Origin of the sequence: Rubripirellula obstinata, assembly GCF_001642955.1 — a bacterium.
Lineage (GTDB): Bacteria > Planctomycetota > Planctomycetia > Pirellulales > Pirellulaceae > Rubripirellula > Rubripirellula obstinata.
On the sequence record NZ_LWSK01000172.1, the window covers coordinates 1 to 9,304 of the forward strand.

A 9,304-nucleotide genomic window follows, 5' to 3' on the forward strand; every position below is an offset into this window, starting at 1 on the left:
AGCCATCCGGGTGCTCGCGCACCCGGCAGGGAGCTGCCGGCCCTCCGGGCCTAACACGCTGGAACTGATGCGACGTCCCGAGCGAAACGCGACTATAAAAAGTCGTACGTTCCTAACACGTGTTTTCCGGGACCCAAACCCTTCACGACGTTGGGCATCGCCCCGCGCGTTTCGTTCCGGGTGGACGCGCGGGGCGATGCCCACGCGGTTAAACAATTTAGAACCAGTTTGCGGCGTCGCGTAGGAATCGTCAATGCAACATCTGGCAGACGTTGTCGCTGATGTGTCGAACTAGCTTCGCGCGGTCTTCGCAAAGAAAGGCAACGTGGTCCATGTCGCTAAAGTAACAGTGCGTGATCTGATCTGCTTCGCAAAGCGACGGGAACATCGCATCAAACTGACCAGCGTGGTTGTAGTAATCGCCGACGCCGCTGGTGTAGATGAAGTGCATTCGGACTGATCGATCCGCCAGTTGCATTAGTTGCGATTGAGCGAGATCCCGTGATGGGAATTCGCGAATGTCGTCACCCAACTGCAAGGATTTTGGTGAGTCATCTTCGCGGCTGGAAAATCGTCGCAGCAGACTGCTCCACTTGCTAATCCTCACCAACCTTGGCAAATAGTGCCCGGCAAACCGATGCCAGTAGTACTGGCGTGTGCGATATCCACATCCGTCCATCGCAACGACGCCGCTGACTCGGTCGTCCATCAATGCAGTGTGAACGGAATCGTCCGCTCCGCTGCACAAGCCGAACAGGATCACTTTTTCAATTCCGTAACGGTTTGCAATGCAGTCGATCGCTTGCCCGATTTCGTCGGCCGCACGATCAAGCGAACTGCCGCCCGATCCGATGCCCAGGCTTTCGCCAATTCCAGAAAGATCGAAACGCAGCGAGGGAATTCCGTGGTGCCGCAACTGGTTTGCAAGTTCGACGTGCAAACGAAACGGTCCGCTGTGATGGATCATCCCAGCGGTAACCATGATCACAGCCGTGGTGGCTTTGGCTTCATCGACCACCGAATGATCGGCCACCGCATCATCGGCGGCCTCAGTCCAGATTCCAACCAGATTTTTGTGCTGCCCAAATAGGATGGCGTCATTTTTTGCAGGTGCAAGTTGAATCATCGTGAAGCTCCATCTTTGCGGTTTTCCAAATCGCTAACTAATAGCCGTTCGATCGCTGCAAAACTGCTCGGCGATGAGAATGCGGCTTCGTTGTACCGGGAATCTTCCCAAAAGATTTCGTCGTCGGTTGAAACGAGATCATGTTCGACGCAGTGACGCAAATCTAACGCGGCAATGCTACTGCGTTTCGCTTCGCTCATTCGATATCCGTAGGCTTGATCAATGCCAGGGTCTCCAACTCGCACTTGGTTGTATCGCGTCAGCCCCTGCAGTTCTTGGTCGTGAAATTGATCGACTAAATCTAAGAATTCTTCTCCTGATTCGACCGGATCCCACAGCACGGTTTGCGAAAAAGTGCCAGGCGATACTTGCGAGGCTACCGTCGCCCCCAATCGCAAACCCACTACGGCGACGTGATTGATTCCAGTTTGCTTCGCGAGAAAATCTCTCGCGTCGATCAAGTTTTGCTCCATCAGCTTGGCGTTCAGTTCGCTGCAATCGCCATCGGAATTGCCGGTGCCTGCGTAGTCAAAACGCAGGACTTCAAAACCCACTTGGCAAAGTTGAACCGCCAATTGCTGAAGGTTGCGATAGGCGCGTGTGTATTCGTGGCCGATCGACGGGGCCAGCACGACAGCACCGATTGGCTGGGCATTGACCGGTCGATAGTGAACCGAAAAAAGTTCGTAGTCACCACTTGGGAAGAACGTCGGACTGACTTCTGGAAGACGAGCGCGAATCCGCATCGCGTCCTCCAGTTCACTGGACAAGTTTGCCTCTGCGTTCGCATCGTCATCGAACGAAATCAGCTTTCGTATTTGACGAGCAGAAGTTGCGATGGTTGGGTTGGCGAAGAAATCGCGAACCGGTAAATCCACCGACAGATCGGTCGTCAAGCGCGTGATCACCTGAGTGACCAGCAACGAACTTCCGCCAAGCAAAAAGAAGTCATCGTGGACACCAATCTCCGGAAGATGCAGAACCTCTTTCCACAAATCCGCCAAACGCTGTTCAAGCGAATCACGTGGTGGAACATGGTTGGCATCGTGCGGAACGTCGCCCTGATCGGGGCTGGGCAGGGAATCGCGATCGATCTTGCCGTTAATCGTTTTCGGAAATGATTCCATCATCACGTAGCGAGCAGGAATCATGTACGCAGGCAAGGTTTGACGCAGACTGTTTGCCAAATAGGTTGCGGAGACGTCTTTGCCAGACCCGACGGAAACGTAGGCAACTAAAAACTTCTTTCCATCGACTTCGTCATACGAAACCAGCGATTCGTTGACGCCCTCGATCTCGTCAATGACCACTTCAATTTCGCCTGGTTCGATTCGGTAGGATCCGAGTTTGATTTGATGATCGAATCGTCCGCCAAAATCAATGTTGCCATCGGGCAGCCAACGCGCCAGGTCACCGGTGCGGTACAAGCGTTCTTCACGCCCGTCGATCTGCACGTTGATGAATGCTTGTTGAGTCAGTTCGGGTCGTTTGTGGTATCCGCACGCCAGCGCAGGCCCGCCGATACAAAGCTCGCCGGTTTCGCCAGCAGTAAGAACGTTGAAATCCTTGTCCAGGATAAAAGCGGAGTACCCAGGCAAAGGCTTTCCGATCGGCATGTTGCCGGCCGAATTGTCTTGGTTGAACGCTTGATCGGGAACGTACACCGTGGCCGTCACGGTGGCTTCGGTCGGACCGTAGGCGTTGCACCACAGCATTTCGTGGTCGGCGATCGATTGCCATCGCCGATAATGGGCGACAGAAACTTTCTCGCCCGTCGCAATCACCAGACGCAGGGACGCGGGAACTCGGTCACCAGCGGCAACCATCAAGTCAACCCAACTGTGCCAGTATGCCGTCGCTAAGTGGACCGCGGTGATGTCAAAACGCTTGATCAACGAAGACAACTCATTGCGATGCTCAGATCGACCGCGCGGCCGAATGACAACCGCTCCACCGGACAACAGCGGCGGAAAAATTTCCTCGATCGCGATGTCAAAGCAAAGCGTCGAAAACTGAAGCGTTCGGTCATCCGCCGTTAACTTGTAACACTCGATGTCGGCGATGCAGTAGGCCACCAACGCCCGGTGCGAAATCTCGACACCCTTGGGTCTACCCGTTGAACCGGAGGTGTACATCAAGTAGGCCAAGTCGGCTTCACTCGGACTTGTTTTCAGGAATTCTCGCGTCGTTTCGGAGGCAAGGTTTTCACCTGACATCACGGATTCGCAATCGATCCAGCTACCGGTCGATGAACGAGCGTCCCAAAGTGGCGTACCCAATTCGGTTTCGTATCGCGAATGACCGATGATGACGTCGATCTCGGCGTCTTCCACCATCGACGCCAAACGATCCGTTGGATATTCGGGATCAAGCGGCACAAAAGCGGCACCGATCTTCATCACGCCCAGCATCGCGGCGATGGCCTCGGCACTGCGATCAACGCACAAACCAACATGCGAACCCTTTCCACAACCAAGTTGATGCAATTGGTTTGCGAATCGATTCACCAAATGATCGATGTCTTGGTAGGTCCAGCTTTGATCTTCCGTGACGACCGCAACGCGATCACTGCACTGATCACATTGCTGCCTCCACCAATCGATAACAGTGGTTCGATCGCAGGCGGTTTCGGGAATGGAGGTCATTGGCTAGTCATGCTTCCCGGCATTGGGATTCCAGTGACGTCCGCTGGCCACTCTAAGCTCGGCATCGCTGGAGAAGCGTTGGACGTCGAGCTGTCCTTGGCGTCTGCATTGTTATTGATTGCCCGGTCGATTGCCCGGTCAATTGCCTGCCCAAAAATGTCGAGACCGTGCTTCAGCAAGGCAGTTGGAATCGTCAGTGCTGGCATAATTTTCAGCACTTGATCTTCGGCACCGGACGCTTCCATCAGCAATCCGTTTGCGAAACAGTCGTCAATGACTGTTCGTGCAAGCGTGCCATCGGCGACATCTAATCCCCAGATCATTCCACGTCCACGCACGTCAAATTCGTGATGGCTGTATCGATCTTGAATGCTGCTCAGTTTGGTTTGAATGACTTCGCTGCGGTTCTGGATTTCTGATTCAAAGTTTGGGTCAGCCCAGTTTTTCAAAACGGCCGCGGCGGCGACGAACGCCAAGTTGTTTCCTCGGAAAGTACCGGTGTGTTGGCCGGGTTTCCAAACGTCCATTTCCGGATCAATCAAAACAATCGACATCGGCAGTCCACCACCGATCGATTTCGACAAGCAAACAACGTCTGGCTTGATTCCTGCATGTTCAAAGCTAAAGAACTTGCCGGTGCGTCCGTTGCCCACTTGGATATCATCGATGACTAGCACGATGCCATGGTGCCGACAGATCGATGCGATTTCGCAAAGCCACTGGTCGCTGGCAACGTTGACGCCACCTTCGCCCTGAACGGTTTCCAGAATAATCGCAGCAGGAATCGGGATGCCGCTGCTGGAATCTTCTAGCATCTTGGCCAACAGACGCGCCGAATCGACACCGACCGAGTAGCCGTCATACGGCAAGTGCGTCACGTTGTTTCGCGAACCATAAAACTCGCTGTGGTAAAAACGATTGCCCGTTAGCGCAAGCGACCCGAGTGAATGACCGTGGTAGGCGTTGGTGAACGCGATGACATGAGACCGCGACGTCTTTTGCTTGGCCAGCTTGATCGCTGCTTCGACGGCGTTGGTTCCTGTTGGTCCGGTGAACTGGATTCGATAGTCCAAACCGCGAGGACGCAGGATTAGCTCTTCGAAGGTTTCAACAAATTCGACCTTTGCTGCCGTAACCGTGTCCAACGAGTGCTGGATTCCGTCGCGGCTGATGTAATCCAACAACGCCTGCTTCGCGGCAGGATTGTTGTGCCCATAGTTCAGCGATCCGGCACCGCAAAAGAAGTCGATCCATTGCCGGCCGTCTTCGGATGTCAGAGTCGAACCCACCGCACGATCGAAAACTGCTGGGAAGAGTTTCGCATAGCCGCGCACTCCCGATTCGATCCTTTCTAGGGGATCGCCCGAGGTTCGCAGGTTGGAATCAGTTGCCTTCGCATCATTTGTGTCCGTCATCGTTGTCTTACCATTCGCAGACGATTTGGAAATTACCTCAGGCAAAGCGTCGATCCTTCAAATCAATCAATCCTTCTGATCAATCTTTCTGATCAATCAATTCATATGATCAACGGAAGCCCACGTTGAAAGCTAGATTCGCTCTGAAACAGTGCAAATTTGCATCTGTGAAACGGAGCTTGAAGGGTGGCCGACCTGGACGATCACGCAGGAAGTGTCGAATCTAACGACAAAAGGCTTCTCGGCCGTTGGAACATTGCCCCACCGATGGCCCACCCAAGGACCAGACGCAAACCGGTTGTTTTTTTGCAGATCAGTCTCATCTTGACCTCAAAATGACATCACTTCGACGACACTGATTTGCAGTGGATTCGCTTTCCTGAAACGCATTGGCAGCAAATCGTCTTTTCTAAAGACTCGGTGTTTTACATGTGTTTCACGGGGTTTTTCGATTCCGATCGCATCTGTCGCGCTCGTGTGGGGAATTCTGGCACCGCAAGTGCTTTATCAAGGAGGTGACGCTCGCAAATGGAGTATGACCCGCACTTCGCGGATCGCTCTTGGCGTCGGCACCGCACCCACAGACTATTGGAGTCCAAAATGATGTTTTCACAGATCAAATGGCGAATGCTTGGGATTCCCGTGCTCGCAATTGGCCTACTGCTTGCCACCGACGCTCCGCAGGCAAAATCCCAGGGATTTGGGTTGCAAATCGGCGGATTCGGCGGCGGATTCGGGGTCAGCAGCTTCGGCGGCCGCGGTTTTAACCGGGGCTTTCACCCGGGGTTCAATCGAGGTTTTCACCCAGGGTTCAACCGGGGTTTTCATCCTGGGTTCAACAACTTCAACCGCGGATTTAACTCGCGTCGAAGTTTTCGACCGAACTTCCACTACGGAGCACCGCTGTATCGATCGAACTTCCAAGCGTACCGGACCATTCACCCGATTGGTAACCAGTTCAACTTCCAACGATCCGTGATTGTGCCTCGCGGGAAGCACCTCGGTTACTTCCCCGGACACTACAACCGGAACTATCGTCGTGGTTTCTGACACGGGGGCTTCTGACACGAGGGATTAGGCAGGGTGATCGACTGTTTCAGGCGATCACCTGGGAATCGATAGGAAATCAATTCAAATTCCAGGAAGAAAGACTGACATGAACGGTTCAAATAAGGAGACAATGGCGTATGCGGTCGCCGAGACATCGGATTAGTCTTGGCGACTGCATCGTTTTTTACTGTCGCCCGTTGTAACATGCGGCAACAGGCAGAAGAGTCCTTGTGAAAGGTCTCGGAACCTTTTGAATTGTTTGACTCTAAAAAGTATCTCTTAGTGAGACCTTGGACCTGCCGTATCGCGTTGATCGCCTACCTGATTGGTGGGTGGATCGTTCCGTCGGCACACTTCCACGTTCACGTCGATGCACAGAATCCCATCGCGTGCTATTCATCGGTGCCAGATCTTGGCAACGAACCTGATCAAAGCAGCGAGTCCTCCCATGCTTCAACCGAACATGTAGCCCATCAATCTTGTTGCTGTTCAGCCAGCGAGGTGAAGCAGCCACCGGCGGCGAAGGCGTCACCTGACAAGAGCCTGAATTCGCAACTGTCAGGATTCCATGCTGGCCAAGCAAGCAGTTGTGACGGGCTTTGTTCGATCTGCGTTTCGCAGTCGTTGGTGAGTGATTCGATTGTTGGCGCCGTCGTATCGACCGGATCGAATGTACAACTCAATTCGATCGTGAAATCAATTTCGGACACACGTTCGCCCCGTCTTGGGGTTACTTGTCCTCGGGGTCCGCCCAGCGACGTTTGATTGCCAGCCACTAGGTTTTTATCAAACAAACATCGCTTTCTTTCGGACACTGTTCCAATGTTTTCATTTATCTTCGCGCGCAAAAATTGCGCCTATCAAACGACAACCCACAACCAGAACAAGACTGGGTTCACGCTTGTCGAATTGCTGGTCGTGATTGCCATCATCGGTGTCCTGGTCGGACTGCTGCTACCGGCAGTCCAAGCGGCACGGGAAGCCGCACGGCGCATGTCTTGCCAAAACAACCTGCACAACGTCGGCATCGGATTACACAATTACCATTACAGTTTCAACCAACTGCCAAGCGGCTGGATCGCCAGCGAAGTTGATCATCACGAACCCGGCTGGGGATGGGCTGCTGCGATCTTGCCGAACATCGAAGAATCAGCCGCTTACGAGCAAATCAACTTCAGCGTGCCAATCGAAGAAGACATCCATGAACAGATTCGCGTGACGCCGATTTCAACCTACATTTGCCCAAGCGATGTGCTGACGCCGATCTATGCGATTGCCGAAGGCGAAGAGCACGATGAACACGACGATGACGATGATCATCACGACGGTGATGATGACGACCATGATGACGACGATCATGCCCATGAACATGACCACGAAGATGGTGTCAACGTGGATCTTGGTGAGGCGTTGTTCCAGGTTGCGAAGAGCAACTACGTCGGCGTCTACGGAACCTCTGACATTCACGATGACCTTTACAGAGGCAACGGCCTGTTTTACGGCAACAGTCGCCATCGATTCCGCGACATCCTGGACGGGCTAAGCAACACGTTAATGGTGGGCGAACGCAACAGCCGTTTGGGCGGATCAATTTGGCATGGGGTCATCCATGACGCCAACGAAGCAGCCGCACGAATTATCGGCGCGTCGGACCACAGCCCCAATCACGTCAGCGGTCACTTCGAGGATTTCGGCAGCTATCACGTCGGTGGAGCCCAGTTTATTCTCTCCGACGGTTCAGTTCACATGATTACCGACTCGATCGACATGAAAGTCTATCACGCGCTCACGACGCGGGCCAACAAAGAAGTCATCGAGGCAAACAAGTTTTAATCCATGATCGAACCACTTCGATTCGATAACGATGCGTTGCACCTGATCGACCAGACGAAACTTCCACTCGAATTAGTGGATTTAGTCTGCACGACCGTGGACCAAGTCCATGACGCAATTTCGCGGCTGGTCGTGCGAGGTGCGCCTGCGATCGGAATCGCAGCCGCCTATGGGGTCTGTCTCGCTGGCAACGCATCAAAAAACGCAACAAAAAACGCATCGGCAAACAATTATCTGGAAGCGATTGAGTCTCTGGCCACCAGCCGTCCCACGGCAGTAAATCTGTTCTGGGCGCTCGATCGCATGAAGGCAATCGTTGACGCAAACACCGATAGCGAAAGCTTGAAAGATCAACTGATCGCGGAAGCGAGGTTGATTCACGAAGAAGACATTCAAATGGGCGAAGCGATCGGTCGTCACGGCGCGACGCTGTTGACGGGATGCCAGCGAGTCTTAACGCATTGCAATGCCGGCGGATTGGCGACTTCCAAATGGGGAACAGCACTTGCCCCGATTTATCATTTGCATCGCAGCGGTGCCGCGATCGAAGTCTTCGCTGACGAAACTCGTCCACTGATGCAAGGTGCTCGACTAACGGCATGGGAACTAGCCAGGTCCGGAGTTCCCGTGACGGTGCTGACCGATTCGATGGCCGGATCGTTGCTGCAAACGGGCACCATTGATGCTGTGATCGTTGGTGCTGATCGGATCGCAGCCAACGGAGACGCGGCAAACAAGATTGGCACCTATCCGCTGGCCGTGTTAGCCAAGCACCACCAGGTACCGTTCTACGTCGCAGCACCTTCAAGTACGTTCGACTTTGCATTGGCGAGCGGTGACTTGATTCCAATCGAACAACGGGCTCGCGAAGAAGTTGCAAGTCCCGGCGGCATCAAAATGGTTCCCGACGAAGCGTCGGTCGTGAACCCAGCCTTCGATGTTACGCCCGCCGAATTGATCACCGCGATCATCACCGAACAGGGCAACATCGATTCCCCGAACGCGAATCGCATTGCAGAATTGCTTCTTCGTTAAACCGCGTTGGGCATCGCCGTGAAGAGTTTTGGTCCCGGCAAACACGTGTTAGTTCGTTTAGCCGCGTTGGGCATCGCCCCGCGCGTTCGGGGATGCACGACGCGCGGGGCGATGCCCACGCGGTTAAACAATTTAGAAACCCGTCACCGCGTTGGGCATCGCCTGGCCCGATGAAAATCATTGCAACGCAGCAAATTGGG

Annotated in this window: 7 protein-coding genes; 3 read left to right on the plus strand and 4 right to left on the minus strand. The window is 53.8% G+C overall.

The features are described from left to right. Window positions 1-250: 250 nt before the first annotated feature. Genes RC85_RS23700 through ectB form a run of 3 tightly spaced genes read right to left on the minus strand, consistent with a single transcriptional unit; the run spans window position 251 to window position 5,186 of the window. Window positions 251-1,126, minus strand: a complete 876-nt coding sequence (locus tag RC85_RS23700) for a serine aminopeptidase domain-containing protein (RefSeq protein ID WP_149752977.1) — start codon at window positions 1,124-1,126, stop codon at window positions 251-253. Then, window positions 1,123-3,771, minus strand: a complete 2,649-nt coding sequence (locus tag RC85_RS23705; RefSeq protein ID WP_068267225.1) for an amino acid adenylation domain-containing protein — start codon at window positions 3,769-3,771, stop codon at window positions 1,123-1,125. The genes RC85_RS23700 and RC85_RS23705 overlap by 4 nt, the downstream gene beginning before the upstream one ends. Next, on the minus strand, window positions 3,768-5,186 hold the full coding sequence (gene ectB / locus RC85_RS23710; protein WP_068267226.1) for a diaminobutyrate--2-oxoglutarate transaminase: 1,419 nt from the start codon (window positions 5,184-5,186) through the stop codon (window positions 3,768-3,770). Before ectB ends, RC85_RS23705 begins: the two co-directional genes overlap by 4 nt. 603 nt (window positions 5,187-5,789) lie before the next feature. Between ectB and RC85_RS28320 the strand changes: the two genes are divergently transcribed. Continuing rightward, window positions 5,790-6,236: a hypothetical protein gene (locus RC85_RS28320; RefSeq protein ID WP_068267227.1), complete on the plus strand. Its 447-nt coding sequence runs from the start codon at window positions 5,790-5,792 to the stop codon at window positions 6,234-6,236. A 473-nt stretch (window positions 6,237-6,709) separates the two neighbouring features. Here the strand turns inward: RC85_RS28320 and RC85_RS23720 are convergent, their stop codons facing one another. Next, complete coding sequence (locus tag RC85_RS23720) at window positions 6,710-6,946, minus strand: hypothetical protein (protein ID WP_068267228.1); 237 nt, start codon at window positions 6,944-6,946, stop codon at window positions 6,710-6,712. Between the two features lie 112 nt (window positions 6,947-7,058). Here RC85_RS23720 and RC85_RS23725 point away from each other — a divergent pair, with 112 nt between their 5' ends. Together RC85_RS23725 and mtnA are read left to right on the plus strand one after the other, a co-directional pair. Continuing rightward, complete coding sequence (locus RC85_RS23725; protein WP_068267229.1) at window positions 7,059-8,069, plus strand: DUF1559 domain-containing protein; 1,011 nt, start codon at window positions 7,059-7,061, stop codon at window positions 8,067-8,069. A gap of 3 nt (window positions 8,070-8,072) precedes the next feature. After that, window positions 8,073-9,104: an S-methyl-5-thioribose-1-phosphate isomerase gene (mtnA, locus tag RC85_RS23730; RefSeq protein ID WP_068267230.1), complete on the plus strand. Its 1,032-nt coding sequence runs from the start codon at window positions 8,073-8,075 to the stop codon at window positions 9,102-9,104. Window positions 9,105-9,304: the final 200 nt, after the last annotated feature.